Consider the following 23,736-nt stretch of genomic DNA (forward strand, 5'->3'; position numbering starts at 1 on the left):
TCCGATGAAGCAAAGCGGATGCCACGGCGGCGCGCGGATCGCCAGCCGTTGCTTTCAGGCACCCAGCAGCACCCTTCGACCGATGGAGGGTGCGAGGCGATCAAGCCGCAGGCGTCGCCTCAGGGCCAGGATGCGGAGCTTGCGCCGCAGCTGCGGGGAGCGCGGGTAGCGGCGCAGGCCTTCGCGAGCGATGCGCTCCGCTTCGCCTTCCTGGCCGAGCGCGACATGGTGCGCCATCAGGTTCCAGAAGGCGGCAGGGTTCGGATCGGGATGCGCGCAGGCAAGACGGTGAATCGCCAAGGCTTCGCTGTGCCGGCCGCACTGGTCCAGCAAGGCAGCATAATGGCTCTGATAGACGGGGACGCCCGTGTCGCTTGCCAGCTTTGCCACGGCGAGTTTGGAGCGGAGCCTGCGCATCGGAATCCGCCGCGCCAGCCCGAACAGATATTGGCCCGAGCTTCTCCGTCCGGCGCGCAGCCGGGCGATCATCTCGGCGGCCAGATGGGAATCATCGTCGTCTGTCACCAGCCGGTCGATAAGCGCCCGCAGCACGCCCGTCTCGTTGAGGAACGCGCCGACGGGATGGCCGCCGTGGCGCGCCGGGATCAGCACGGTCGGGGAGCGATCGGCGAACAGCGCGGCATGGCGTGCGTCGGCGGCATCGGCGGGATCGAAGGCGATGAACTGGCGGGGCAGGGGCGGGGCGCGATCGGGCTTGAGGAAGCGGATGCGTCTGATGTCGGCGCGCCAGCGGCTTTCGAACGGCGCCACTTTGGGGTCGACCGAATATTGCGGCGAGAGCGCAAGGCCGATGTGCGCGCCGAGCAGGCTGCCATAAGCGAGCGCCGCGAACCCGCCCATGCTCGATCCGTAGACGACGACCTTTCGGTAGCCGGCCAGATGCGGGCGGAGCGCCGCGAGCGCTTCAGGCAGCTCGGGATGCTGGAACCAGTGGTTGCGGCGGTGGAGGATATGGAAGGCGGGGATGCCGAGCGCCTCGAAAAAGACCTCTCCGAAACCCGGGCGATCGACCGTGTCTTGCTCGGTGTAGCAATCGAACGAAACGAAGGCCACGTCACCCCCGCCCGCGACGCCGCGGATGAGTAGATCGGGGGAGCGGAAAATGGCGTCGCTTCGCTCTATCACGCGGAGAGCCTGACCGCTGCCTAGAGGACGTATTTCGATAGATCGGTGTTGCGCGCCACTTCGGCCAGCTGGGCATCGACGTAGGCGCCGTCCACCGTCACCGTGCTGCCCATCCGATCCTCGGCGTTGAAGCTGACCTCTTCGAGCAGCTTTTCCATTACCGTCGAAAGCCGGCGAGCGCCGATATTCTCGATGCTGGCGTTCACTTCGGCGGCGATGCGCGCGATGGCGGCGATGCCGTCTTCGGTGAAGCCGATCTCGACGCCCTCGGTGGCGATCAGCGCGCGATATTGCTCGGTGAGGCTGGCGCGCGTGTCCGAGAGGATGCGGACGAAATCCGCCTCGGTCAGCGCCTGTAGCTCGACGCGGATCGGCAGGCGGCCCTGCAACTCGGGCAGCAGGTCGCTCGGCTTGGCGACGTGGAACGCGCCTGATGCGATGAACAGGATATGGTCGGTCTTGAGCGGGCCATATTTGGTGGCGACGGTGGTGCCTTCGATCAGCGGCAACAGATCGCGCTGGACGCCTTCGCGCGAGACGGAGCCGCCGCGCACATCGGAGACCGCGATCTTGTCGATCTCATCGAGGAAGACGATGCCGTTGCTCTCGGCATCGGCCAAAGCGACGCGCGCGACATCCTCCTGATCGAGGCGCTTGTCGGCCTCCTCCTCGACCAATTTGGTCCAGGCCGAACGTACCGGCAGCTTGCGCTTCTTGGTGCGCCCGCCGCCCAGCTTGCCCATGATCTCGGTAAGGTTGATCATGCCGACGCCGCCGGGCATGCCCGGGATCTCCATCGGCATGCCGCCGGTGTCCTCGACCTCGATCTCGATCTCCTTGTCATCGAGATGGCCGTCCTCGAAGCGCTGGCGGAAGGAGGTGCGGGTGGCTTCGCTGGCGTCCTTGCCGACGAGCGCATCGATCAGCCGCGCCATCGCCGCTTCCTCGGCCTTATCCTTCACGGCGGCGCGGCGGCGCTCCTTCTCGAGCCGGATCGCCTCCTCGACCAGATCGCGGGCGATCTGCTCGACGTCGCGGCCGACATAGCCGACCTCGGTGAACTTGGTCGCCTCCACCTTGACGAAAGGCGCATCGGCGAGCTTGGCGAGGCGGCGGCTGATCTCGGTTTTGCCGCAGCCGGTTGGCCCGATCATCAGGATGTTCTTGGGGCTGACCTCATCGCGCAGGTCGGGCGCGAGCTTCTGGCGGCGCCAGCGGTTGCGCAGCGCGACGGCGACAGCGCGCTTGGCGTCATCCTGGCCGACGATGTGGGCATCGAGGGCGGCAACGATGGCTTTGGGAGTGAGGGCGTCGTTCATTAATGTCCGTTCATAAACTCAGTAAGGTCGCCCATATCGCGACAGTGAAGTTGAAACGTAACGGGTCGGAAACGATCAGGCGGCGGCCGCGTCGTCGATCGTCTCGAGGGTGAGGTTGCCGTTGGTAAAGACGCAGACGTCGGCGGCGATCGCCATCGCCTTGCGGCAGATCGTCTCGGGATCATCTTCATAGTCGACCAACGCGCGGGCGGCGGCGAGCGCGTAATTGCCGCCCGATCCGATCGCGGCGACGCCCGCCACCGGCTCCAGCACATCGCCGTTGCCCGTCAGGATCAGGGTGATATCCTTATCGGCGACGATCATCAGCGCTTCGAGATTGCGGAGATATTTGTCCGTCCGCCAATCCTTGGCGAGCTCGACTGCGGCGCGCAGTAATTGGCCGCGATGCTGCTCCAGCTTGCGCTCCAGCCGCTCGAACAAGGTGAAGGCGTCGGCGGTGGCGCCGGCGAAGCCCGCCATCACCGATCCGTCGCCGATGCGGCGCACCTTGCGGGCGTTGGGCTTCATAACGGTGTTGCCCATCGAAACCTGGCCATCGCCCGCGATCACCACCTTGCCGCCTTTGCGCACGGACAGGATCGTCGTCCCGTGCCAGCCGATCTTGTCTTCGCTCATCTGCATCCCGCTCGTTGAGCCGGCGATATGGGGAGGGGGCGGGGGGTGTGCAATCTGTTGATAGGGTTCGCCGCTTTCGGTCCGTTGCGGTTTTCCGTCGATGGCCTTTAATAAGCGACCACGGTGCTCTCGCGCTTCGCTAGACCTAGTGGCATCTGAAGCCGAACCTGTCGCCGCAACGAAGCTGTTGCCCAGAAAAGAAGACGGTGGAAATCACCGGCATTAGGATTAAGCGGGCGATAGCAGCCGCTCTAAGATATAGGTAACTTGCTCGCGGATCAGCGGCGCATTGCGCTCAAAGAATTTGGTCAGCGAATAGCCAATTACGGTTTCAAAGAATGCGTAAGTACTTCGCGTATCGTCCTTGGTTAAATTACCTGTTAGGACAAGTAGCTTATTTTGACGATAACGTTCTATTACGACGGAGCTGACTTGGGTTGAAATCACAAGGATGACAGGCAAATACGCTTCATCGTAAGCGGCCAATCCAAAGCGAAGGTCGGCATTTTGGCGTTTGGAATCAGCACTTTTATACCCTTGCCTGACTTCGAATACGGCGCCCCTCGTGTCACGGTGCTGATTCACGTACTCGCTGGATCGTTTCAGCCAGGCCTTCAGCCGTTCGACGGCTTGGGGGTCGCCCAAGTGATCGCTGTCGATGCGGGCATCCAACGTCAGCCGTTGTTGGCGTCCATCCGATCGCAAGGAATCGTAACCCCAACGCACCTGCGTATCATCCAGCGATAACGAGTCCTGAATGACCCCCCGAACCAGGCGTTCGCAGCCGATGCCAATTTGCCGATAGATTGAAGTCATGCCACCGGCCGCTTTGTGGGCAGCGTACATCAACGGCGAATTGAGGCCCAACCAGCTATAGAGCGGGTCCGCGTCAAACAGACGGCGGAATCCGTCGAGCGTGATTTCCTCTTCGCCTCTGGCGGTGCCGAAGGCCGGTCGATAATTCGCGCAGACCCTGACGGGCTCCAACAAAAGTTCGCGATATCGCGCATCCGCCTCCGTCGCTCTGCTCACGATGCAAACCGTAACTTCGGCAACGCTTGCTCTCTGACACTTTCGAGAAAATTGACGATCGACTTTGTTACAGCATGCCCCACAATGGGGGGCACCGCATTACCAATAAGGATGACGTTCGGTCCTGCTGCGAACGGGAAAACAAACTCGTCGGGAAATGACTGTAAACGAGCCAGCTCGCGGACCGTCAAGCGCCGTTCCAACTCATAGTGAAAATGGATGCGGGCTTTGGCATTTGCGCGAACCGCATAGCCTACCTTACCGCGTTCCGAAGTCTGATCGCCTTGGCCTGCGCCAGCCGTCGCCTTGGTCGCGACAAAATATTGCGATTGGTTGGGAACGGATTCATCGGTGATGTCAATCAGATCATCAATCGCTTCATCAATCGATACATGCCGCATCACATGCGATGCCTGCGGTGCGGCAGGAAACCCGGGGATATCGTTCCGCACACAAATGATGAAGATGCGGCGGCGTGACGCTGGCAAGCCGTAATCGGGACAGTTCAGAAACCAATACTTCACCCGATACCCAACGTTCGTAAGATCACGAACGATCTGGTCAAGCAGAGCGCCTTCCTTCATACCCTTCAAAAGAGGCACATTCTCGCCGACAACGATCTTCGGCTGATGGATTTTCATGTAATCCACCATCTTCTGATACAGCATCCCGCGAGGTCCGGCGAAGCCTTGCTTATGGCCGCAACTGGAAAAATCCTGGCACGGGAAACCGCCGAACAAAATGTCTGCGGCCGGAACTTTCCTCATGTCGACCTTTGTTAGATCAGCGACATGGGCGTGATCTGAGATGTTGAGCTTGTAGGCTGCAACGGCCTTCGGATCGTTGTCGTATGCCGCCAAGATGTTAAACGGTTGCGGCTCGTAATATCGGTTGTGGTAAGTAAAGCCACCCAATGCCCCAAGATCCAAACCGCCGCATCCCGCGAAGAAGCTGACAACCGAATATGTGTCGGCAGGGAAGCCTTGCAGCGTGAGCATCGGATTCAGTTGATTGAATAGCGCCGGGTTATTGCGCATCCCATATGTGAAGTCCGGCATCCTGCGAAGCGACTTGCGTTTCGGCAGTCCAGATTTCGGCCGCATTCACCATCCCTTTGCTTTGACACCAGACCTATGGCCCCAACGGCCACCTCGCCGCAACCGCGCGGCCAAGCAGTCATACCCCATTAAGCCGTGAATCCCTAAGTCGCCCTCCGCATCCTGCGTGTGTATACTTAGGCTCGGCCGCTTTCGGTCCGTTGCGGTTTTCCGTCGATGGCCCTTAATAAGCGACCACAGTCATCGGCGAGGTAGGTGATGCAGGGGAAATATACTGCGTGGGGTCTCTACCGCGACCCCGACGATCCGCGCCTGATCGTGCCCAAGCCCATTCCGGCGATGGGCTGGACGATCAACGTCGGGCATCGGTTTGGCCCCCTCGTCCTGCTGGCGACCGGCGTTGGCGCCGTCGCTGCCGTCGGCATGACAATGCTTTACGGGTGATGCGTCCGAGGTGGCGGCGGCCGACCCGTTCGGATTTCCGTGACGGAGGATTGTTCTCGAAAAACGACAAAAAAGCCGCTGGCCATTCGACCAGCGGCTTCCCCCCCCCCCAACCCTCTGTAATCGCTACGCTAACTCATACTCTATTTTGTGTTGGTATTCCTTATAGCGCGCCCCCGGCGGCTATGACGGTGCTTTACCGCGCGATTAAGGCCCCGTCGATGACGAATCCGTACAAAAGGCCTGAGATTCCGCCATATCGGCATAGGAACCAGCGCGTACGATCCCGCTGACGGCCCCAGCCCTTTCGTGGCGGTCGCCATGTGGCGATCCGTTCGCTAATCCGGCCTGATGATCAGAAGCGGCAGCCTCGTCCCCGGCACCGATCCGGCCGCCTTTGGTCTGCCCGCCGGCACCGCTTTGCGGTACGAGCGCCCTGACCCGGTTCTGCAGCCGTTGTTGCCGAGCTATGCCGTGCTCGATTCCGATCCCGCCGTCTGGAAGGGGCCCGACGCTTGGGTGCTTCCGGGCTGGGGGCAGCTGTGGATCGTGCTGACCAGCGGCACCGTGACCGTCCGGACCCGCAAACGCCAGCCCACCCGGCTCGGCTCTGTCGTGCTGTACGGCAACAGCAGCCGCGCGATGCCGGTTACGTCTCAGGGCGGGGTGACGGTGGTCGTCGATCTTAGCCCTGCGGGATGGGCGCGTTTGATCGATCGGCCCGCGGACGACTTCCGCGATCAGATCGTGCCGCTCGATCGGTTTTGGCCCCCTGATCGTGTTCAGGACCTGCTGAGCCGCCTGCATGCCTCCGATCGGGGCGAAGGCGTCAAGGCGATCCTCGATGATTTCTTCCTATCGCAATTGCCCGAGCCGCATCGCGATGAGCCGGCGCTGGCGGATATCAGCCGGTGGGTGAGGGAGGTCGATACGCCGCCGGTCAGCGCGATGGTGAAACAGCTCGGCATATCGCAGAGCGCGCTGCTGCGTGTTGCCAACCGTCATCTCGGCTATCCGCCGAAGTTATTGATGCGCCGAACGCGCTTCCTGCGCGCGCTCACCGGGATGATGATGGCCGAGAGCCCCCCAGCCCAGGCGGGCATCCCGTCAGGCTATCACGATGTTCCGCATTTCCTGCGCGATGCGAACGAATTCCTTGGGACGACGCCCCGCCGCTTTCTCGCGCTGCCCATGCCCTATCTTCGATCGGTTTTGCGCGCGAGAGCGATGGTCATCGGCGCGCCATTACCGTTGCTTGATCCAGCGGATGCCCGGCGGAATCGTTAACCGAAAGCCGCCGTTCGGCTTCGGAAAGCAGGATCGCCACCCGCGCTTGCCGCGCGGCAGGAAGCGGCGATGGCCATTGCCGCCGTCTTGAACAGGTCCGAACAGAACGGCAGGAGCGGGCCATCGCCGCGCCCGCTTTATCCGATCGTGCGCTTGAACAGCGCGATCAGTTCGCGCCAGTGGCGATCGTCGGCTTCTTTGTTGTAGATCGGGAAATCGGTCTGGGTCCAGCCATGGCCCGCGCCTTCATAAAGCTCGTGCGTATAGGTCACGCCCGCCGCATCGGCGGCCTGCTTGAAGCGCTCCTGCATTTCGAACGGATAGCTGTGATCCTTCTCCGCGGCACCGACGTAAAGTTCGGCATCGATCCGGGGCAGAAGGAGGTGGGGGCTATCGGCATCGTCGGTGGCGAGATTGCCTGCATGAAACGCGCCGGCCGCGCCGATGCGATCGGGATAGGTGCCCGCCGCGACGATCGCGACGCCGCCGCCGAAACAATAGCCGGTGACGCCGATCTTGCCCGGCTTGACGTCGGCGCGCGCGGTCAGCGCATCGAGGTAGAAAAGCGTATCGTCGGCAGCCTGCTGCTTGTTCACCGCAGCGCGCATCGGCGCCGCCACTTCGGCGAAATTGCCGGAGGCGAAGGCGGGCTTGGGATCGATCGGGGCGTAGGGGCCGCGGCGATAGAAGAGATCGGGCAGCAGCACGACATAGCCATAAGAGGCGAGCCGCTCGGCAAATTCGATCGTCGCGGGCCGCATGCCCAAAATGTCGGTATAGATGATCGCGCCGGGCCAGGGGCCGGTGCCATCCGGCGCAAAGACATGGGCCGGGCAGGTGCCGTCGTTGGTTTTGATATCGAGCGTTTCGTGAGTCATGGGGGTCTCCTCGCCGCGCCTATTTAGGCAGTACGGGAACGAGGTCCAGCGCGGAACCGCGCACGCGGGCATACGCTTGGCAGGGATGACGGTGCGCATCTTCCATGTCTCGGACCTGCATTTCGGCCGGGAGGACGCGGCGGCGATCGCGGGTTTCGCCGAGATCGTCCGCGCGGAACGGCCCGACGTCGTCGTCTGCACCGGCGATCTGACGATGCGCGCGCGCCGGCGGGAGTTCGCCGCGGCGGGGGCGTGGCTGAAAAGCCTGGGCGTGCCAGTGACGATCGAGCCGGGCAATCATGATCTGCCCTATTTCAATCCGGTCCAGCGGCTGCTCGACCCCTATAAGCGCTATGGCCGGATCGAGCGCGCGATCGAGCGGCCGATCGCCTTGCCCGGCGTGCTGCTCGTGCCGCTCAGGACCACCGCGCGGATCCAGTTGCGCAGCCTGGCCTGGGGGCGGGTTTCCCAATCCGGGCTGAAGGCGGCGCAGGCGGCGATCTGCGCCCGCCCGCCCGGCACGCTGGCGATCGTCACCTGCCACCACCCGCTTGCCCGCGCGGGGTTCGAGGGGCATGGCGATACCGCCGGCGGTTCGGAGGCACTGCGGGCGTTGGCGGAAGCGGGGGCCAGCGCCGTGCTGAGCGGGCATGTCCACGATGCCTTCGATGTCGTATGGCCGACCGCGGCTGGGCCGATCCGGCTGATCGGCGCGGGCACGCTTTCGGAGCGGACGCGCGAAACGCCGCCATCGTTCAACGAACTGCACGACGCCGACGGTAAATTATCGTTACGGATACGATCCATTAATCACCGTGAGAAGCCGACAGCAACAAACTGAAAATAGGCGAAATTCCAAACTGAGGAGCCGTCGCAATTCTGTGTCTTTGAGGTGACATAGCTGGCTATATCACTCCGAAATACCATCCATTTTGCTTTACACCGCCGGAACGCGCCAACATTAACCATCAGTGCACAGCAAGCGCTGATGCGGTGGGTCGACAATCGGCCACGGGGCAAAGTGGGGCTTGGAATGACGAACATCGGTATCGCCACACGCGCCGCGCTCCTGTTGACGGGCGTCGTGGTGCCCGGACTGGCAGCCTTCGGGGCGGCTTCCGCCCAGGCCTTGCCAACCGCGCCTTCCCCCATGACGACCCCCGCCGCCGTTCCGGACGACAAATCGACGGAGATCGTCGTCACCGGCACGCGGATCGCCGTTCCAAACGCGGTTTCCGATGCACCGATCACCACGGTTACCGCCGACAGTCTGCTCCGCGCGACGGGATCGGTATCGGTCGGCGACAAGCTCAACGATCTGCCCCAGATCCGATCGACCTACAGCCAGCAGAATTCGACGCGCGGCATCGGATCGCACGGTATAAATCTCGTCGATCTCTACGGCCTCGGTACGCAGCGGACCTTGGTGTTGGTCAACGGCCGACGGTACGTCGGTTCGGACATCAATAACAACGGCGTCTCGGTCGACATCAACGATATCCCGCTTTCGCTGCTGGAGAGGGTGGATGTTCTGACCGGGGGCGCCTCGTCGGTCTATGGCTCGGATGCGATCGCTGGGGTCGTGAACTTCCGGCTCAAGGATCATTTCAGCGGGATCACCGCCAACGTGCGCAGCGGCGTCAGCAGCTATGGCGATGCCGGGTCTTATCTGGCCAACATCACCGCCGGCAGAAATTTCGCCGAAGGCCGCGGCAATATCGCCGCTTCGATCGATTATGCGCATCAGACCGACTTCTATGCTTCGGATCGCCCGACAATGCGCAGCCAGGGCGCCTTCGTGGTGGTCGGCACCGATCCGGCGGGTTCGCCGAATGGCGCGGCAGGCGGGCCAGACCGCTATTTCTTGAACGATGTCCGCAGCGCCACGATCTCGAACGGCGGGCTGGTGTCGTTCAACACCGGCCAGTGCGGGCGCGACGGCAACACGGGGGCGGCCTTTGCCTGCAAATATGTCTTCCAGCCGGACGGCTCCCTGGTTCCCGAGACCGGCACGCGCGTCGGCGTGGCGCCCAACGGCAATTTCATCGGCGGCAACGGCAGCAATTTGCGCGAAGGCAAACTGGTCGTTCTGCAACCGCGCCAGGACCGGCTGAACGCCAACCTGCTCGGCCATTTCGAGATTTCGCCCGCGCTGGTGCCCTTTTTCGAGGGCAGCTATATGCGTGCCCACACGCTTGGTTCGCAGGTCGGCCCGGCCTTCGTTCAGGGTGCGACGCTCAGCGCCTTCAAATATAACACCACCTACGAGCAACCCCGCCTCGACAATCCCTTCCTGTCGGATCAGGCACGCGCGCTGATCACTCAGCAACTCGCGCTGAGCGGAGTTACCGCAACGGGCGCGACGCGCTTTGCACTGTCACGCAACCTCGTCGATCTCGGCGTGCGCGACGAGGATGACGTGCGCCAGACCTTCCGCATCGTCGGGGGTGTCCGCGGCGATTTCGCGGAGACGTTCCACTACGAAATCTCGGCCAACTATGGCGAGATGAAGGAGCGGACCAAGGTCATCGGCAACCTCAACGGGCAGCGCTTCTTGCTGGCGATGGATTCGGCGCGCAATGCCGCGGGCCAGATCGTCTGCCGCTCCCAGATCGATCCCTCAACTGCGGCGCTCGCCCAACTGCCGGGCAGCAGCGCCGCGACATTGGCCGCCGACGTCGCGGCCTGCGTGCCGCTCAATCCGTTTGGCCAGGGCAGCATCAGCCAGGCCGCCCGAAATTATGTCACGCAGGATACGGTCTCGATCGGCAGGATCCGGCAGACCGACATCAGCGGCTTCGTATCGGGGGACAGCAGCCAGTGGTTTCAGCTTCCCGGCGGCCCGATCGGCTTTTCGATCGGCGCGGAACATCGCCGCGAGACCAACCTCTACCGTCAGGATCCGCTGATCTCGTCCGGCTACACTTTCTATAATGCGATTCCGGCGCTCTCCGCGCCCGCGTTTGAAGTGACCGAGGGCTTCGGCGAGGTGCGCGTGCCGCTGCTCAAGGATCTTCCGCTCATCAAGGAATTCACCGTCGCGGGATCGGCGCGTTATTCTTCCTACAAGGGATCGGCGGGCAAGGTCTGGACCTACAACGGCAATGCCGATTGGGCGCCGATCAGCGATATTCGCTTCCGCAGCACTTACTCACGATCGGTGCGCGCGCCGAACATTACCGAGCTGTACTCGCAGCAGAGCGCCAATTTTGCGACCTTCACCGATCCCTGCTCGGCGCGCAACATCGCCGCGGGCAGCGCGACGCGCGCGGCGAATTGCGCGGCGGCGGGCATCCCCGCGAGTTATGATTACGTCTACATCCAATCGCTGGCCTATCGCTCCGGCGGCAACCCCAACCTGAAGCCGGAAAAATCGGATAGCTTCACCGTCGGCGGCTTGCTGACGCCGCACTGGATCCGGGGCTTTGCGCTCTCGATCGATTATTACAACATCCGCGTCCGCAACGTGATCTCGACGGTCGCGGCGCAAACGGCGGTCAATCAATGTTACGACAGCGCCACGCTCGCAAACCCCTTCTGCGGTACGTTTCAGCGGGTCGCGGCCGGCCAGACCGGGCCTAACGGCGAGCAACAATATCGGATCATCGAGAACAGCCTCCTCGCTTCAGCGCTCAATTATGCCAGCCTGAAGGTGCAGGGCATCAATCTTGATGCCTCCTACAACCATCGCTTTGGCTTCGGGCTGTTCACGATGCACGGCGTCTATACGCACGTCATCCAGCGCGATCAGTTCCTGAATCCCAGCGATCCGAACCGCGCCGATCGCATCCGGGGCGAATTGGGGGATCCGATCGACTCCTTCAATCTGGACCTGGATGTGCAGCAGGGGAAAGTCACCGTCGGCTATACGCTGCGCATGATCGGCCACATGGTATTGAACGCCTGGGAGGATACCCACAGCGTACAGGGCCGCGCGCCCGAAAATGCGGATTATGCCGACATCCAATATTATCCGAACGTCTTCTATCACAGCGTCCGCGCGTCGGTGGATGTGACGCCGCACGTCAACATGTTCGCCGGCATCGAGAATCTGCTCAACCGCCTGCCGCCGTTCGGCCTGACGGGCGTGAGTTCGGGCGGCGCGATTTATGACGTGCGCGGCCGCTATCTCTACATGGGGGCACACTTCACGTTTTAAGCCGGCGCCGCCCAAGCAAAAGGGCCGGCCAGGGTAATCCCCGGCCGGCCCTCCCTTTTGTTCCCGACGCTTAGCGGACGGTGCCGCGACGAACCAGATTGACGATCGCGAGCAGCACAACCGCGCCGACCAGCGAGATCAGGAAGGTGTAGAGCGTCAGCGGTGCATTGTTGATGTTGCCGCCCGAAAAGATCAGGCCGCCGATGAAGGCGCCGACGATGCCGACGACGATGTTGAGCAAAATACCCTGCTGGGCATCGGTGCGCATCAGGATCGAAGCGAGCCAGCCGACAACGCCGCCGATCACGAGCCAAAGAATAAGTCCCATATCCGTTCTCCCAATTCTCTGCCGCGCCCCCTGTTGCTGAGCGGACGGCGGTCGTGAGCAAAGACGCTCCTGTCCCGAAACGGTTCCAAAAAGCCCGGATTGGCGCGGTGGCTGCAACAGCAAAAGGCCCGGCCCAGCACATGCTGGACCGGGCCAAAGGGGGCTACGATGTGGATGAAAGGTCTGTCGTCAGTATCGCTGCTGGCGTTCGTAGAGCGATTTGTAATGCTGGATCCGCGTCACGCGCAGCCCCGGCATCCCCGATCGCTCCACCGCGCGCTTCCAGCCGGCGAACTCTTCCATGCTGAGCCCGTAGCGATCACACACCTCTTCATAGCTCAGCAGTCCGCCGTCGACCGCGGCCACGACTTCGGCCTTGCGGCGCACCACCCAGCGCGTGGTGCCGACCGGGGGGAGTGAATCCAGTGTGAGCGGTTCACCGAGCGGACCGATCACCTGGGCTGGCTTTATCTTCTGATTTTCCAACATTTGTATCCTCCTACTCGTACCGGCCGGGCGCTGCCCTGGGGGGCGCCGCTGACATGGACGAGTTAGATGAACCGCCTTCAAAGAAGCCTGAAACGGGAGGGTAAACGGCGCGCTCACCATCTTTGCCACGGGCCTCGGTGCGCGCGGTTTCGGGAAAGAGGGCGTCGATCGGGGAGACGGCGTGCGCGTCCGCATCGCCGCCCGCGCAGGCGCGTGCCGTGGGCGTCGCGGCCTGCGAGGCGAGCAGCGCCTGCATCAGTTGCGCATATTCCGCCGGGGTGGCCTCGCGTCCCTCGATTTTGAATTCTGGCTTCATCCGCGCGATCGCTCCCTACCGCCCTGTTCACGGCACGAAGCGGCGCTTGTTTAGGCGGCGGACATTGCTTCGGTGCTTTTGCAGACGCCACGAACCGCCTATGGGGCGGCGATGATTTCGCCCGATTTCCAGCTCGATGGCCTCGGCCGCCGCCCGCGGATCGTCGTCGCCATGTCGGGCGGCGTCGATAGCAGCGTCGTGGCGGCGCTGGCGGCGCAGAGCGGGGCGGAGGTGATCGGCATCACGCTGCAGCTCTACGATCATGGCGCCGCCGTCGGCCGCGCGGGGAGCTGCTGCGCGGGGCGGGATATTCGTGACGCGCGCGCAGTCGCCGATCGGCTGGGCATCGCGCATTATGTCATCGATAAGGAAAGCAGCTTCCGCGAAACCGTCATCGATCGCTTCGCCGACGAATATGTCGCGGGCCGCACGCCGATCCCCTGCGTCCGCTGTAACATGGGGGTGAAGTTCACCGATCTGCTGGGGCTTTCGCGCGAGCTGGGCGGCGATTGCCTCGCGACCGGCCATTATGTCCGCCGCGTGATGGGGGAGGACGGGGCGGAACTGCATCGCGCGATCGATCCCGCGCGCGACCAGAGCTATTTTCTGTTCGCCACCACGCGCGCGCAGCTCGATTATCTGCGCTTCCCGCTCGGCGGCCTGCCCAAGGCTGAGGTACGCGCGCTGGCGGCGGATCTCGGCCTCGGTGTCGCCGCCAAGCCGGACAGCCAGGACATCTGTTTCGTGCCAGATGGCGATTATGCCGGGCTGGTGGCGCGGATGCGGCCCGAGGCGGACGTGCCGGGCGATATCGTCGATCTCCAGGGCCGGGTGATCGGGCGGCATCGCGGCATTTTGCGCTATACGGTCGGCCAGCGGCGCGGGATCGAGATCGGGGGATCGCCCGAGCCGCTCTACGTGATCCGCGTCGATGCCGAAGCGCACCGGCTGGTGGTCGGCCCGCGCGCGGCGCTGGCGGTGGGATCGGCGGCGCTGTCCGAGGTCAACTGGCTGGGCGGGGCGATCCGGCCCGGCGCGCCACTAACGGCCAAGGTGCGCTCGCTGGCCAAGCCGGTGCCGGCGACCTTCGATGGCACGCGCGTCTTCTTCGCATCGCCCGAATATGGTGTCGCGCCGGGGCAGGCCGCCGTGCTCTATGACGGCGATCGCGTACTGGGCGGCGGCTGGATCGAGTCGGCGGCGCCGGCGCTCGCCGAGGCCGCCTGACCGCGCCGATCTGCCGCAAAAAGGGGCAGATGGGGGTGACTTTGCCAAGGGATTGGGCAGCTTTGGCGGCTCATGCGGCTAGTTGCTGCACCGCACTTGCTTGGACATGATTGGCACGCTTATTGAAGGCCGAGGCACGCTGCCGGGGAGCGCCGTAAGACATGAAAAAGATCGAGGCCATCATCAAGCCGTTCAAGCTGGATGAGGTGAAGGAGGCGCTGCACGATGTCGGCGTTTCGGGCATCACGGTGACCGAGGCCAAGGGCTTCGGCCGCCAGAAGGGCCATACCGAGCTTTATCGCGGTGCCGAATATGTCGTCGATTTCCTGCCCAAGGTGAAGCTTGAGGTGGTGGTCGATGATCCGCTGGCCGATCGCGTGGTCGAGGCGATCATGCAGGCCGCGCAGACGGGCCGCATCGGTGACGGCAAGATTTTCGTGAGTACGATCGATACGGCGGTGCGTATCCGCACCGGGGAGAGAGATGCCGACGCGGTGTAAGGGGCTGCGGAGCAAAGGCAAAAGGCGGCCAGCGTGCCGCAATTTCAGTTTCACGGGGAAGGGCATTTCCAATGGCGAATAAAGCGTCCGACGTTCTCAAGATGATCAAGGACAAGGAGATCGAATGGGTCGATCTTCGTTTCACCGATCCCAAGGGTAAGTGGCAGCATTTGACCATGGTCTCGGGCGTGGTCGGCGAGGACGAGCTGACCGACGGTTTCATGTTCGACGGTAGCTCGATCGAGGGCTGGAAGGCGATCAACGAATCCGACATGATCCTGAAGCCGGATCTGGATGCGGTGTGGATCGATCCCTTCTCGGCGACCCCGATGCTGATCCTGGTCTGCGACATCGTCGAGCCTTCGACCGGCGATCTCTACAGCCGCGATCCGCGCTCCACCGCGAAGCGCGCCGAGGCCTTCCTGAAGAGCACCGGCATCGGCGATACGGTCTATGTCGGCCCCGAAGCCGAATTCTTCATGTTCGATAACGTCCAGTTCGATAACACCTACGACAGCAGCTATTACAAGATCGACGACATCGAGTTGCCGACCAACACCGGCAAGGAATATGAGCAGGGCAATCTGGCGCACCGTCCGCGCGCCAAGGGCGGCTATTTCCCGGTCGCCCCGGTCGATAGCGCCGTCGATATCCGCGCCGAGATGGTTTCGACCATGCTCGAAATGGGCCTGCCCTGCGACAAGCACCACCATGAGGTGGCCGCCGCGCAGCACGAGCTCGGCCTCACCTTCGGCACGCTCGTCACCACCGCCGATCGCATGCAGATCTATAAGTATGTCGTTCACCAGGTGGCGCAGGCTTATGGCAAGACCGTCACCTTCATGCCGAAGCCGATCGCCAAGGATAACGGTTCGGGCATGCACACCCACATGTCGATCTGGGACAAGGGCAATCCGCTGTTCGCGGGCAACGGCTATGCGGGCCTGTCGGATACCTGCCTCTATTTCATCGGCGGCGTGATCAAGCATGCCAAGGCGCTCAACGCCTTCACCAACCCGACCACCAACAGCTACAAGCGGCTGGTGCCGGGCTATGAGGCGCCGGTGCTGCTGGCCTATTCGGCGCGCAACCGCTCGGCTTCGTGCCGCATTCCTTACGGCGCGGGCGCCAAGGCGAAGCGCGTCGAGTTCCGCTTCCCCGATGCGATGGCCAATCCGTATCTCTGCTATGCGGCGCTGCTGATGGCCGGGCTCGACGGCATCGAGAACAAGATCCATCCCGGCGAGGCGATGGACAAGAACCTCTATGATCTGCCGCCGGAAGAGCTGAAGGAGATCCCGACGGTCTGCGGTTCGCTGCGCGAGGCATTGAACGCGCTCGAGGCCGATCACGCCTTCCTCACCAAGGGCGGCGTGTTCACCGAGGACCAGATCGAGAGCTACATGGAGCTCAAGTGGCCCGACGTCGCCCGCTGGGAAATGGCGCCGAGCCCGGTCGAGTTCGACATGTATTATTCTTACTGAGCTTTACGAAAGCTTGAGAGGAAGGCGCTCGGGGAAACCCGGGCGCCTTTTTCTTTTGGTCCTCTCCCGCATTCGCGGGAGAGGAGGGCCCCGCGCGGAGCGTGGGAGGTGAGGGTCTTCTTCTTTTCGAGCAGTTAGAAGAAGACCCTCACCCCACCCTCTCTCGCGAAGGCGGGAGAGGGCTAAAGTCCAGCGCCTCGATCCGCGGGATCAGGCGCCACGCCAACGTCCCCGCCAGCGACACGGCAGCGGCAACCCCGAACGCCCAGCCGAATCCGCCGGTCGTATCCACCAGACGGCCGGTGATGATCGGGGCGACGATGCCGGCGATGTTGCCGAGGCAGTTCTGGACGCCGATCCAGCGGCCTGCGGCGATCGGCCCGCCGAGGGTCTGCCCGATCGGGTAGAGCGTCGCGGTCGCCATGCCGAAGAACAGGCCGGCGGTGAGCAGCGCTGCCAGCGACAGGATCGCGGGCGCGACGGCGCAGAGCAGCATGCAGGCGGCCATCCCGATGTGCGCCATGATCATCAGCGCCTTGCGCACCCGGCTGTTGTCCGCGCCCTTGGCGACGCGGGCGTCGGCGATCAGGCCGCTCGCCTGCACGCTCACCGCATAGATGAGGTAGAGCAGGCCACCGACGATCGACATTTCGGTGATCGAGAAGCCGCGCGCCTTGACCAGATACAGCGGCAGCCAGCTGATCACGAAATAGAAGCCGTAATTGAAGGCGAAATGGCCGAGCCCCGCGCCCCAAAGCTCGCGCCGGGCGAGGATCGCGCGCAGCGTCGGCATCGTCTGCGCCTGCCGGTCCCACGCCGCCGTCCCGCGCGTCGCGCGCAGCCAGGGGATCAGCCACAGCGCCGAGGCGAGGCCGAACAGCAGGAACACCGGCCGCCAGCCGAACCCCGCGATCAGTAGGCCGCCGCCGAAGGTGCCCACCGCCGGGCCTAGCGCCTGGCCGATGCCGATCGTGCCGTTGGCCGCGCCCAGCTTTTCGGGCGGCAGGTTGCTGGCGAGGATCTTGGCGTTGCAGGGATAGGTCGCGCTCTCGCCGATGCCGAGCAGCAGGCGCAGCAGCAGCAGGCCGACGAAGCCGCCTGCGAGGCCGCTGGCGAAAGTAGCGACGCTCCACAGCGCCACGCCCATCGCCAGCGTGCGATAGGGGCCGATCCGCTCGGCCAGCCAGCCCGCGACCAATTGGAAGGGCACATAGGTCCAGAAGAAGGCGCTGAGCAGCACGCCCGCCTGCGTGTTGCTGAGGTGGAGCTGATCCTTGATCAGCGGCGCCGCGGTCGCGAGATTGCCGCGATCGACATAGTTGATGAACATGCCCACCGCGAGCAGCGCGATCAGGCCGCGGCCCATGCCCGGGGCGCTGCTTTCCGTCATACTGCGCTCTCCCGTGCGTTGCTCGCTCGCAGAGCGGTATCAGGCTTACCGGCGCGGCGAAACGCGGGCTGTTTGCTTCAGCCGTGCTCCGGCGAAGGCCGGAGCGTTAAAGCATCGTCCCGGCCAAAGTTCAGCGCTCCGGCTTGCGCCGGAGCACGGCGCTATTCGGATTTGGCGGAAAGCTCGTTCCACGCCTCCCAATCGGCGAAGCGGCTTTCGTAATCCCGGCGGATCAATTGCAGGGCCGTTGAGCCGAGGAAGAAGCGCAGCGGCGGATTTTCGGCATCTACGATCTGCAGGATGGCGTCACCCGTGTTGTGCGGATCGCCCGCCTTCATCTTTGCCCTTTGCTCGTTGCGAAGCGCGCGCAAGGGCTCATAGGCGGCGATCGGCGTGGCGTGCGCGGCAGAAGGGCCGCTCCAGTCAGTCGAATAGCCCGCGGGTTCGATCGCTGTGACCTTGACGCCGAAGTCGGCAACCTCACGTGCGAGCGACTGGCTCAACGCTTCGAGCGCCCATTTCGAGGCGTTGTAGATGCCGATGTTCGCCATGGCGGTCAGGCCGCCGATGCTGGTGACGTTGAGCAGGTGGCCGGAGCCCTGCGCGCGGAGCACCGGCACCGCCGCCTGCAGCACCCAAAGCGCGCCGAACAGATTGGTTTCGATCTGCGCCCGCGCCTCGTCCTCGCTCAACTCCTCGATCATGCCGAACTGGCCGTAGCCGGCGTTGTTGACCACCACATCGATGCGGCCGAAATGCGCGTTGGCCTGCTCCACCGCCGCGAACACCGCCGCGCGATCGGTGACGTCGAGCGTCAGGGGCAGGACGAGGTCGCCGTAGGTTTCGGCCAGATCCTGCACATCGGCGGGTTTGCGCGCGGTCGCCGCGACCTTGTCGCCGCGCTTCAGCGCCGCCTCGCTCCAGATGCGGCCAAAGCCCTTCGACGCGCCGGTGACGAACCAGATCTTGCTCATACTATCCCTCCGGATGGATTTGCTTTGGAGACGCACGGGCGCGCCGAATGTTCAGCGGTCAGCCTTTTTCACCCCTCCCCTTCAGGGGAGGGGCTTGCACGTACGTTTCTTAGAACAATCCATCGATCTGCCCACGCTCATCGATGCGGATCGCTTCGGCGGCGGGGGTGCGGGGCAGGCCGGGCATGGTCATCAGATCGCCGCAGATCGCCACGACGAAGCCCGCGCCCGCCGCCAGCCGCACCTCGCGCACCGGAATGACATGGCCGTGCGGCGCGCCGAGCAAGGTGGGATCGACCGAGAAACTGTATTGCGTCTTGGCCATGCAGACGGGGAGGGCGCCGAAGCCCTCGGACTCCCACCGCGCGAGCTGGCGTTCGCTGTGCGGATCGAGCGCGATCGCCGATGCGCGGTAGATGCGCGTCGCCACGGTCTCGATCTTGTCGCGCAGCGGCAGGTTGTCGGCGTAGAGCGGCGCGAAGCTGGCGCCGCCGCGATCGGCGATCTCGGCGACTGCCTCGGCCAGCTCGACCGCGCCCGCGCCGCCCTCGGCCCAGTGGCGGCAGAGGATCGCGCGCGTCCCCTGGCGTTCGGCGGCCTCGAACACCGCTGCATATTCGGCCGGAGTGTCGCCGGCGAACGCATTGACCGCGACGATCGCGGGGACGCCGAACTGGCGGACATTCTCGATGTGCCGCTCCAGATTGGCCACACCGCGCGCCACCGCTGCGGCATCTTCCGCGCCGAGATCGGCCTTGGCGACGCCGCCATTCATCTTGAGCGCGCGCACGGTGGTGACGATTACCGCAGCATCGGGCGCAAGGCCCGCCTGGCGGCATTTGATATCGAAGAATTTCTCCGCGCCGAGGTCCGCGCCGAAGCCCGCTTCAGTCACGACATAATCGGCCAGGCCGAGCGCGGTTTCGGTGGCGATCAGAGAGTTGCAGCCATGCGCGATATTGGCGAACGGCCCGCCGTGGATCAGCGCCGGATTGCCCTCCAGCGTCTGTACCAGATTGGGCTTGATCGCGTCCTTCAGCAGCACGGTCATCGCGCCATCGGCCTTGAGATCGCGCGCGGTGATCGCGCGGCCGTCGCGGGTGCGCGCGACGATGATGCGGCCGAGGCGCGCCTGGAGATCCTCGATATCGCGCGCCAGGCAGAAGATCGCCATCACTTCGGAGGCGACCGTGATGTCGAAGCCGGTTTCGCGCGCGAAGCCATTGGCCGCGCCGCCGAGCCCGGCGGCGACCGAACGCAGCGCGCGATCGTTGACATCCAGCACCCGCCGCCAGCTCACGCGGCGCGTATCGATGCCGAGCGCGTTGCCCCAATAGACATGGTTGTCGATCATTGCCGCGAGCAGATTGTGCGCGGCGGTGATGGCGTGGAAATCGCCGGTGAAGTGAAGGTTGATCTCCTCCATCGGCACGACCTGCGCATAGCCGCCGCCGGTCGCCCCGCCCTTGGTGCCGAAGCAGGGGCCGAGCGAAGGCTCGCGCAGCGCCAGCATCGTCTTGCGCCCGATAAGGTTGAGCGCATCGTCGAGGCCGACCGAGGTCGTCGTCTTGCCCTCGCCAGCGGGCGTGGGATTGGTGGCGGTAACGAGGATCAGCTTGCCGCGCCGGGTGCCGCGATCGGGCAGCGCGGCAAGATCGATCTTGGCCTTGAAGCGCCCGTGAGGTTCCAGCGCCGCTTCATCGATCCCTGCGCGCCGGGCGATCTCGCCGATGGGCAGCAGGGTGGCGGCGCGCGAAATTGCGATGTCGCTGAGCATGGAATCCTGCGGGGTTACAGTTTGGCGCCGGCCATCAGCAGGCGATCGGTCACGCGCGAGTCGGTCGGCGGCAAGGGCTGGAAGCCGCCGCATTCGAGGCAGCGCGCCTGCACCGCCGATCCCTGCAACAGCGTCATCACCTCACTCAGCGCGCCGCCGATCGCGTCTTGCGGCTGGCGGGCGATGCGCGTCATCGGATCGAGCGCGGCGCTGGAGGGCTCATCCCCGCCGGCGTGGAAGAGGCTCTTCAACAGCGCCTTCAGGCTGTTCGGCTCGCGTTCGATCCAGCGCGGCCTGCTCTCGGCCTCCGAAAGGCCTGCGCGGCCCGCGGCGAAGGCGATGGCGTCATCCAGGCCGCCGAACTGATCGACGAGGCCCAACTGCCGCGAAGTGCCGCCCGCCCAGACCCGGCCTTGCGCGATATCGTCGACCTTGGCCTGCGGCAGGTGGCGCGATTGTGCGACGAGGCCGGTGAAGCGGCGATAGATATCGTCGATGCTTGCCTGCATCAGCCGCGCGAATTGCGGGCTGACGCCGCGATAGACATCGGGCTGCCCGGACAGCGGCGTGGTGCCGACCCCGTCCGCCGAAAGCCCGAGCTTGGCGAGGCTGCCCTCGAAGGTTGGCAGGATGCCGAAGACGCCGATCGATCCGGTGATCGTCTGCGGCTCGGCGTAGATCTTCTCGGCGGGCGTCGCCACCCAATAGCCGCCCGACGCTGCGACCGATCCCATCGAGACGACCACCGGCAGGCCCCGCGCCTTGGCCTCGAGGATTGCCGAGCGGATGCGCTCCGAAGCGGTGACCGAGCCGCCGGGGCTGTCGATGCGGACGACGAGCGCCTTGATATCCTTCTTCTGCAGCTCATCGAGCAGCAGCCGCGCGATCGTATCGCCGCCTGCCGTGCCCGGACCCCGCTCGCCATCGACGATATCGCCCGCGATGGTCAGCACGCCGACCGCACCGGCGGCAGGCTCCGCGTGGGCGGCGAGATAATTGGCGATCGGCATCGCGGCATAATCGCCGGGGCGGGGTTTGGCGGCGTCGCCCGAAAGCTCGGCGACGCGCTTGCCGAAAGCGATGCGGTCCCCGATCTTATCGACCAGCCCGGCCTTGAGCGCGCCCGCGGCATTGCTGCCCGCCGGCACGATCACCGAGGCGGGATCGGCGAGATAATCGGTGAGCTTGGCCTGTGGCCGGGCGCGTTTCACGTTGTCCAGCCACACCGTCCACAGGCTATCGACCAGCGCCTGATCGGCTTCCTTCGCCTCGGGCGAGGCGTGGGTGAGGATATAGGGCTCGCCGTAAGACTTGTACTTGCCCGCGCGGTAAAGGTGCGCGGTGACGCCGAGCTTATCGAGCAGGCCCTTATAATAGAGCTGGGGCCGGCCATAGCCTTCCAGCAGCACCGCCCCCATCGGATCGAGCCACACTTCGCTGGCGTGGGCGGCGATCAGATAATCGCTGTCGATATAGCCGGTCGCATAGGCGAGCACCGGCTTGTTGGCGCGGCGCACGCCATCGATCGCCTCGGCCACCGCCGCCGTCGCCGCGGGCGCGCCGCCCGCATAGCGATCGAGATCGAGCACGACGCTCTTCACCGCACTATCGGTCGCCGCCGAATGCAGTGCGCGGATCACGTCGCGGAGGCGAAGCTCCTTGTCGGCAGGGGCGCTGCCGGACACCAGGCTCAACGTATCGGCGTCGGCGGGTTGTTCGACCAGCGCGCCTTCGAATTTGATGACCAGCGCGCCGCTCCGTGCCAGCGCCGGATTGGGCCGCGTGTTCAGCGCCGCGAACAGCAGGCCGAAGAAGCAAAGCAACAGGAGCAGTACCAGCGCATCCTTGATGCCGACCAGCAATTTCCAGATCCAGCGTAAGACGCGCATTCAACCCTCTCTCCCGCGGGCACTGCTGTTTGGAGGCAGGGCGTAGATCAGGCCGCGCGTCAGACGCTGTGGAGCGGGTGAAGGGAATCGAACCCTCGTCGTAAGCTTGGGAAGCTTCTGCTCTGCCATTGAGCTACACCCGCCCGGTGAGCGCGCCAATTGCCACGATGCCGCCGCCGCGGTCAATGCATTGCCGGAGCGATTTGTGCCCGGGCGTCTGGCAGGGAGCCGATTGCGGAATCGATGCGTTACGCCCCCGAACCTATCGGGAGAACAAGCATGCTTTTTACCATCGCCGCCATTCTGTTCGTTCTCTGGCTGCTCGGCTTCTTGGTTTTCCATATCGCGGGCGGGCTGATCCATATCCTGCTGGTGATCGCGATCATCGTCGGCCTGTTTCAGCTTTTCACCGGCCGCCGCGTCTAGTCGGCGCGTGACAAATCGGGCGGCTTGCCGGCGATCCATGTGAGGAACGCCGCAAGCCGCTCGTTTTGTTTGATCAGCCGCCGAGCTGGCCCAGCACTTCATAAGTGACAACGGCGCAGGCGACGGCGGCGTTGAGGCTGTCGGCCTTGCCCTTCATCGGGATGCGCACGCGCAGATCGCAGGCTGCGGCATAGTCGGCGGGCAGGCCCTGTGCTTCATTGCCGATCAGGATGAAGGTGGGGGCGCTGTAGCGCGCCGCGCGATAATCCTCGCTGGCGGCGAGGTGGGTGCCGATCAGCTGACCCTCGCCTGCACGCAGCCAGGGCAGGAATTCCCCCCACCGCGCCTGCGCGATCCGCTGGGTGAATAGCGCGCCCATGCTGGCGCGCACCGCTTCCACCGAGAAGGGATCGACGCAATCGTCGATCAGGATCAGCCCGCCCGCGCCGACCGCATCGCCGGTGCGCAGGATCGTGCCGAGGTTGCCGGGATCTCGGAGGGCCTGGGCGACCAACCAGATCGGCGCGATGGTGCGATCGATATCGGCGAGATCGGTGGCGGGTTGGCGGTAGACGCCGAGCACGGTCTGCGGATTTTCCTTGCCGGAAAGCTTGTGGAGGATGTCGCGGCTGGTCTCGATCGCCTCGCCGCCCTCGGCCTCGACCTTGGCGATCAAGCGCTGCGCGATCGGATGGCCGGCGCCATCGGTGGCGAAGAAGAGAATTTCGGGGAGCACGCCCATCTCCTCCGCCTCAGCGAGGATGCGCAGGCCTTCCGCGAGGAATTGGCCGGATTCGCGGCGGTGGCGCTTCTCGCGCAGCGTGCGGATCTGCTTGATCAGCGGGTTTGAGAAAGCGGTGATCGCGCGGGGCATTAGCGGCTCTTAGGCCCTCTCCCATTTTCATGGGAGAGGGTTGGGTGAGGTCTTTTTCTTTTTGAGGCGGCGGCAGTCGAAGGCAGAAGGAAGACCCTCACCT

Annotated in this window: 22 protein-coding genes and 1 tRNA gene; 8 read left to right on the top strand and 15 right to left on the bottom strand. The window is 64.3% G+C overall.

What is annotated here, in order from left to right; genetic code table 11:
- Positions 1–54: 54 nt before the first annotated feature.
- From FHS31_RS11910 to FHS31_RS11930, 5 genes are all read right to left on the bottom strand, one after another.
- On the bottom strand, positions 55–1,146 hold the full coding sequence (locus FHS31_RS11910) for an alpha/beta fold hydrolase (protein ID WP_167073795.1): 1,092 nt from the start codon (positions 1,144–1,146) through the stop codon (positions 55–57).
- A 20-nt stretch (positions 1,147–1,166) separates the two neighbouring features.
- Positions 1,167–2,465 (bottom strand): ATP-dependent protease ATPase subunit HslU, encoded by a 1,299-nt coding sequence (hslU, locus tag FHS31_RS11915; protein ID WP_167073798.1) that lies wholly within the window; start codon positions 2,463–2,465, stop codon positions 1,167–1,169.
- A gap of 75 nt (positions 2,466–2,540) precedes the next feature.
- Complete coding sequence (gene hslV, locus FHS31_RS11920) at positions 2,541–3,101, bottom strand: ATP-dependent protease subunit HslV (protein WP_167073800.1); 561 nt, start codon at positions 3,099–3,101, stop codon at positions 2,541–2,543.
- A gap of 228 nt (positions 3,102–3,329) precedes the next feature.
- A complete protein-coding gene (locus FHS31_RS11925) occupies positions 3,330–4,133 on the bottom strand; it encodes a hypothetical protein (RefSeq protein WP_167073802.1) in 804 nt (267 codons plus the stop codon).
- Complete coding sequence (locus FHS31_RS11930; protein ID WP_167073804.1) at positions 4,130–5,236, bottom strand: DNA cytosine methyltransferase; 1,107 nt, start codon at positions 5,234–5,236, stop codon at positions 4,130–4,132. The genes FHS31_RS11925 and FHS31_RS11930 overlap by 4 nt, the downstream gene beginning before the upstream one ends.
- 213 nt (positions 5,237–5,449) lie before the next feature.
- Between FHS31_RS11930 and FHS31_RS11935 the strand changes: the two genes are divergently transcribed.
- Together FHS31_RS11935 and FHS31_RS11940 are read left to right on the top strand one after the other, a co-directional pair.
- Positions 5,450–5,635: a DUF5808 domain-containing protein gene (locus FHS31_RS11935; protein WP_243843446.1), complete on the top strand. Its 186-nt coding sequence runs from the start codon at positions 5,450–5,452 to the stop codon at positions 5,633–5,635.
- 351 nt (positions 5,636–5,986) lie between these two features.
- Positions 5,987–6,922, top strand: a complete 936-nt coding sequence (locus FHS31_RS11940) for a helix-turn-helix domain-containing protein (protein WP_167073808.1) — start codon at positions 5,987–5,989, stop codon at positions 6,920–6,922.
- A 137-nt stretch (positions 6,923–7,059) separates the two neighbouring features.
- On the opposite strand, the gene FHS31_RS11945 is transcribed toward FHS31_RS11940, so the two are convergent.
- Positions 7,060–7,800 (bottom strand): dienelactone hydrolase family protein, encoded by a 741-nt coding sequence (locus FHS31_RS11945; protein ID WP_167073810.1) that lies wholly within the window; start codon positions 7,798–7,800, stop codon positions 7,060–7,062.
- Between the two features lie 85 nt (positions 7,801–7,885).
- Here FHS31_RS11945 and FHS31_RS11950 point away from each other — a divergent pair, with 85 nt between their 5' ends.
- Positions 7,886–8,641, top strand: a complete 756-nt coding sequence (locus tag FHS31_RS11950; protein WP_167073812.1) for a metallophosphoesterase family protein — start codon at positions 7,886–7,888, stop codon at positions 8,639–8,641.
- Between the two features lie 192 nt (positions 8,642–8,833).
- Complete coding sequence (locus tag FHS31_RS11955) at positions 8,834–11,959, top strand: TonB-dependent receptor domain-containing protein (protein WP_243843437.1); 3,126 nt, start codon at positions 8,834–8,836, stop codon at positions 11,957–11,959.
- Positions 11,960–12,029: 70 nt separating this feature from the next.
- Here FHS31_RS11955 and FHS31_RS11960 read toward each other — a convergent pair whose 3' ends face one another.
- The 3 genes from FHS31_RS11960 to FHS31_RS11970 all read right to left on the bottom strand — a co-directional run bounded on the left by FHS31_RS11960 (position 12,030) and on the right by FHS31_RS11970 (position 13,092).
- The gene (locus FHS31_RS11960) at positions 12,030–12,287 is read right to left on the bottom strand and encodes a GlsB/YeaQ/YmgE family stress response membrane protein (protein ID WP_167073814.1); all 258 of its coding nucleotides are present in this window, start codon (positions 12,285–12,287) and stop codon (positions 12,030–12,032) included.
- 189 nt (positions 12,288–12,476) lie between these two features.
- On the bottom strand, positions 12,477–12,776 hold the full coding sequence (gene sciP, locus FHS31_RS11965; RefSeq protein ID WP_167073816.1) for a CtrA inhibitor SciP: 300 nt from the start codon (positions 12,774–12,776) through the stop codon (positions 12,477–12,479).
- Positions 12,777–12,786: 10 nt separating this feature from the next.
- On the bottom strand, positions 12,787–13,092 hold the full coding sequence (locus tag FHS31_RS11970; protein WP_167073818.1) for a hypothetical protein: 306 nt from the start codon (positions 13,090–13,092) through the stop codon (positions 12,787–12,789).
- A 111-nt stretch (positions 13,093–13,203) separates the two neighbouring features.
- Here FHS31_RS11970 and mnmA point away from each other — a divergent pair, with 111 nt between their 5' ends.
- From mnmA to glnA, 3 genes are all read left to right on the top strand, one after another.
- Positions 13,204–14,319: a tRNA 2-thiouridine(34) synthase MnmA gene (gene mnmA, locus FHS31_RS11975; RefSeq protein WP_167073820.1), complete on the top strand. Its 1,116-nt coding sequence runs from the start codon at positions 13,204–13,206 to the stop codon at positions 14,317–14,319.
- Between the two features lie 161 nt (positions 14,320–14,480).
- Entirely contained in the window at positions 14,481–14,819 is a 339-nt protein-coding gene (locus FHS31_RS11980; protein WP_167073822.1) for a P-II family nitrogen regulator, read from the top strand.
- Between the two features lie 71 nt (positions 14,820–14,890).
- Entirely contained in the window at positions 14,891–16,303 is a 1,413-nt protein-coding gene (glnA, locus tag FHS31_RS11985; RefSeq protein WP_167073824.1) for a type I glutamate--ammonia ligase, read from the top strand.
- Between the two features lie 148 nt (positions 16,304–16,451).
- On the opposite strand, the gene FHS31_RS11990 is transcribed toward glnA, so the two are convergent.
- The 5 genes from FHS31_RS11990 to FHS31_RS12010 form a co-directional block, all read right to left on the bottom strand.
- A complete protein-coding gene (locus FHS31_RS11990) occupies positions 16,452–17,693 on the bottom strand; it encodes an MFS transporter (RefSeq protein ID WP_167073826.1) in 1,242 nt (413 codons plus the stop codon).
- Between the two features lie 161 nt (positions 17,694–17,854).
- Positions 17,855–18,667 carry an SDR family oxidoreductase gene (locus FHS31_RS11995; protein WP_167073828.1) on the bottom strand — a complete coding sequence of 271 codons (813 nt, stop codon included), beginning with the start codon at positions 18,665–18,667 and terminating at the stop codon, positions 17,855–17,857.
- Between the two features lie 109 nt (positions 18,668–18,776).
- The gene (locus tag FHS31_RS12000) at positions 18,777–20,444 is read right to left on the bottom strand and encodes a formate--tetrahydrofolate ligase (RefSeq protein ID WP_167073830.1); all 1,668 of its coding nucleotides are present in this window, start codon (positions 20,442–20,444) and stop codon (positions 18,777–18,779) included.
- A gap of 14 nt (positions 20,445–20,458) precedes the next feature.
- On the bottom strand, positions 20,459–22,333 hold the full coding sequence (gene sppA, locus FHS31_RS12005; RefSeq protein WP_167073832.1) for a signal peptide peptidase SppA: 1,875 nt from the start codon (positions 22,331–22,333) through the stop codon (positions 20,459–20,461).
- A 69-nt stretch (positions 22,334–22,402) separates the two neighbouring features.
- Positions 22,403–22,476 (bottom strand) — tRNA-Gly (locus FHS31_RS12010).
- Between the two features lie 136 nt (positions 22,477–22,612).
- On the opposite strand from FHS31_RS12010, the gene FHS31_RS12015 reads away from it, so the two are divergent.
- Positions 22,613–22,759, top strand: coding sequence for a lmo0937 family membrane protein (locus FHS31_RS12015; protein ID WP_167073834.1), 147 nt, complete (start codon positions 22,613–22,615; stop codon positions 22,757–22,759).
- 73 nt (positions 22,760–22,832) lie between these two features.
- Here FHS31_RS12015 and FHS31_RS12020 read toward each other — a convergent pair whose 3' ends face one another.
- Positions 22,833–23,633 (bottom strand): TrmH family RNA methyltransferase, encoded by an 801-nt coding sequence (locus FHS31_RS12020; RefSeq protein ID WP_167073836.1) that lies wholly within the window; start codon positions 23,631–23,633, stop codon positions 22,833–22,835.
- Positions 23,634–23,736: the final 103 nt, after the last annotated feature.

The sequence above is a fragment of the Sphingomonas vulcanisoli genome, from assembly GCF_011761305.1.
In the GTDB taxonomy this organism is placed as follows: Bacteria; Pseudomonadota; Alphaproteobacteria; order Sphingomonadales; family Sphingomonadaceae; genus Sphingomonas_I; species Sphingomonas_I vulcanisoli.

What these genes read in the sequence shown, in the direction of transcription:
- mnmA (WP_167073820.1), top strand. Translation starts at nt 13,204, where the DNA reads ATGATTTCGCCCGATTTCCAGCTCGATGGCCTCGGCCGCCGCCCGCGG.
- FHS31_RS11955 (WP_243843437.1), top strand. Translation starts at nt 8,834, where the DNA reads ATGACGAACATCGGTATCGCCACACGCGCCGCGCTCCTGTTGACGGGC.
- FHS31_RS11970 (WP_167073818.1), bottom strand. Translation starts at nt 13,092, where the DNA reads ATGAAGCCAGAATTCAAAATCGAGGGACGCGAGGCCACCCCGGCGGAA.
- sciP (WP_167073816.1), bottom strand. Translation starts at nt 12,776, where the DNA reads ATGTTGGAAAATCAGAAGATAAAGCCAGCCCAGGTGATCGGTCCGCTC.
- FHS31_RS11950 (WP_167073812.1), top strand. Translation starts at nt 7,886, where the DNA reads ATGACGGTGCGCATCTTCCATGTCTCGGACCTGCATTTCGGCCGGGAG.
- FHS31_RS11935 (WP_243843446.1), top strand. Translation starts at nt 5,450, where the DNA reads ATGCAGGGGAAATATACTGCGTGGGGTCTCTACCGCGACCCCGACGAT.
- hslU (WP_167073798.1), bottom strand. Translation starts at nt 2,465, where the DNA reads ATGAACGACGCCCTCACTCCCAAAGCCATCGTTGCCGCCCTCGATGCC.
- FHS31_RS12020 (WP_167073836.1), bottom strand. Translation starts at nt 23,633, where the DNA reads ATGCCCCGCGCGATCACCGCTTTCTCAAACCCGCTGATCAAGCAGATC.
- sppA (WP_167073832.1), bottom strand. Translation starts at nt 22,333, where the DNA reads ATGCGCGTCTTACGCTGGATCTGGAAATTGCTGGTCGGCATCAAGGAT.
- hslV (WP_167073800.1), bottom strand. Translation starts at nt 3,101, where the DNA reads ATGAGCGAAGACAAGATCGGCTGGCACGGGACGACGATCCTGTCCGTG.
- FHS31_RS11960 (WP_167073814.1), bottom strand. Translation starts at nt 12,287, where the DNA reads ATGGGACTTATTCTTTGGCTCGTGATCGGCGGCGTTGTCGGCTGGCTC.
- FHS31_RS11980 (WP_167073822.1), top strand. Translation starts at nt 14,481, where the DNA reads ATGAAAAAGATCGAGGCCATCATCAAGCCGTTCAAGCTGGATGAGGTG.
- FHS31_RS11990 (WP_167073826.1), bottom strand. Translation starts at nt 17,693, where the DNA reads ATGACGGAAAGCAGCGCCCCGGGCATGGGCCGCGGCCTGATCGCGCTG.
- FHS31_RS11995 (WP_167073828.1), bottom strand. Translation starts at nt 18,667, where the DNA reads ATGAGCAAGATCTGGTTCGTCACCGGCGCGTCGAAGGGCTTTGGCCGC.
- FHS31_RS11945 (WP_167073810.1), bottom strand. Translation starts at nt 7,800, where the DNA reads ATGACTCACGAAACGCTCGATATCAAAACCAACGACGGCACCTGCCCG.
- FHS31_RS12015 (WP_167073834.1), top strand. Translation starts at nt 22,613, where the DNA reads ATGCTTTTTACCATCGCCGCCATTCTGTTCGTTCTCTGGCTGCTCGGC.
- glnA (WP_167073824.1), top strand. Translation starts at nt 14,891, where the DNA reads ATGGCGAATAAAGCGTCCGACGTTCTCAAGATGATCAAGGACAAGGAG.
- FHS31_RS12000 (WP_167073830.1), bottom strand. Translation starts at nt 20,444, where the DNA reads ATGCTCAGCGACATCGCAATTTCGCGCGCCGCCACCCTGCTGCCCATC.
- FHS31_RS11940 (WP_167073808.1), top strand. Translation starts at nt 5,987, where the DNA reads ATGATCAGAAGCGGCAGCCTCGTCCCCGGCACCGATCCGGCCGCCTTT.
- FHS31_RS11930 (WP_167073804.1), bottom strand. Translation starts at nt 5,236, where the DNA reads ATGCGGCCGAAATCTGGACTGCCGAAACGCAAGTCGCTTCGCAGGATG.